Genomic DNA, 1,632 nt, shown 5'->3' on the forward strand with positions numbered 1-1,632 from the left:
CACAAGTCCTTCGGCCGGCCCGGTGCGGCCACCGCGGTGCTCGACGACATCAACCTCGACGTCGCCCCGGGCGAGTTCCTCTGCCTGCTCGGCGCCTCCGGCTGCGGCAAGTCCACCCTGCTCAACCTCGTCGCCGGCCTGGACCGACCCACCGCCGGCACCATCGAGGTCCCCGGCGGCCGCCCCGCCCTGATGTTCCAGGAACACGCCCTGTTCCCCTGGCTCACCGCCGGCAAGAACATCGAACTCGCTTTGCGCCTCAACGGCGTACCCCGCGCCGAACGCCGCCCCGAAGCCGAACGGCTGCTGGAGCTGGTCCGCCTGGGCGGCTCCTACGGCAAGCGCGTCCACGAACTCTCCGGCGGCATGCGCCAACGCGTCGCCATGGCCCGCGCCCTCGCGCAGGGCAGCAGCGTCCTGCTCATGGACGAACCCTTCGCCGCCCTCGACGCCATCACCCGCGACGTCCTGCACGAGGAGATCACCCGCATCTGGCAGGAACGGCAGCTGACCGTCCTGTTCGTCACCCACAACGTGCGCGAGGCCGTCCGCCTGGCCCAACGCGTCGTCCTGCTCTCCTCACGCCCCGGCCGCGTCGCCAAGCAGTGGCACATCGACCTGCCCCAACCCCGCCGCATCGAATCCGCCTGCGTCGCCGACCTGTCCGTCGAGATCACCGAAGACCTGCGTGGGGAGATCCGCCGCCATGGCCAGCACTGACACCACCACCCTCGCCAAGAACCCCACCCAGGCCGAAGCCGACAACACCCCCGGCGACCTCAGCGGCGTCGAAGCCGGCCTCGACGCCCTGGACGCCGTCCAGATCCAGCGCACCCCCATCACCCAGATCCTGCGCGAGAAGATCCTGCCACCCGTCCTGGGCATCCTGCTCGTCCTGGCGACCTGGCAACTCCTCTACAGCCTCCACGTCACCGACGACTACAAACTCCCCAGCCCCCTGGACGTCTGGCACAGCCTCACCGACCTCTGGTACCAAGGCACCCTGCTCTCCATCATCTGGACCAGCGTCTGGCGCGGCGTCACCGGCTTCCTCGCCGCCGTCGCCATCGGCACCCCCATCGGCCTCGTCGTCGCCCGCGTCAAAATCATCCGCGCCGCCGTCGGACCCGTCCTCTCCGGCCTCCAATCCCTGCCCTCCGTCGCCTGGGTCCCCGCCACCGTCATCTGGCTCGGCATCAACGACCAAGCCATGTACGCCGTCATCCTCCTGGGCGCCGTCCCCTCCATCGCCAACGGACTCATCTCCGGCATCGACCAGGTCCCACCCCTCTACCTCCGCGCCGGACGCACCCTCGGCGCCACCGGCCTCGCCGGCGCCCGCCACATCCTGCTCCCCGCCGCACTCCCCGGCTACCTCGGCGGCCTCAAACAGGGCTGGGCCTTCTCCTGGCGCTCCCTCATGGCCGCCGAACTCATCGCCAGCTCACCCGACCTCGGCGTCGGCCTGGGCCGCTACCTCGAAAACCAACGCGACTTCAACAACATGTCCGGCGTCCTACTCGGCATCATCCTCATCCTCGTCGTCGGCGTCGCCATCGACCTCCTCATCTTCACCCCCATCGAACGCCGCGTCCTGCGCAGCCGCGGCCTCCTCCAGACCAACCGCTGACC

The 1,632-nt window shown here is 69.9% G+C and carries 2 protein-coding genes; both read left to right on the plus strand.

From position 1 onward, the window contains the following. The coding region (locus ABD323_RS40930; RefSeq protein WP_344447186.1) for an ABC transporter ATP-binding protein at window positions 1-720 on the plus strand (720 nt) is incomplete at its 5' end. Further along, window positions 707-1,630: an ABC transporter permease gene (locus ABD323_RS40935; protein WP_344447187.1), complete on the plus strand. Its 924-nt coding sequence runs from the start codon at window positions 707-709 to the stop codon at window positions 1,628-1,630. The genes ABD323_RS40930 and ABD323_RS40935, both read left to right, overlap by 14 nt. Window positions 1,631-1,632: the final 2 nt, after the last annotated feature.

Origin of the sequence: Kitasatospora nipponensis, from assembly GCF_039528135.1 — a bacterium.
Classification (GTDB): Bacteria; Actinomycetota; Actinomycetes; order Streptomycetales; family Streptomycetaceae; genus Kitasatospora; species Kitasatospora nipponensis.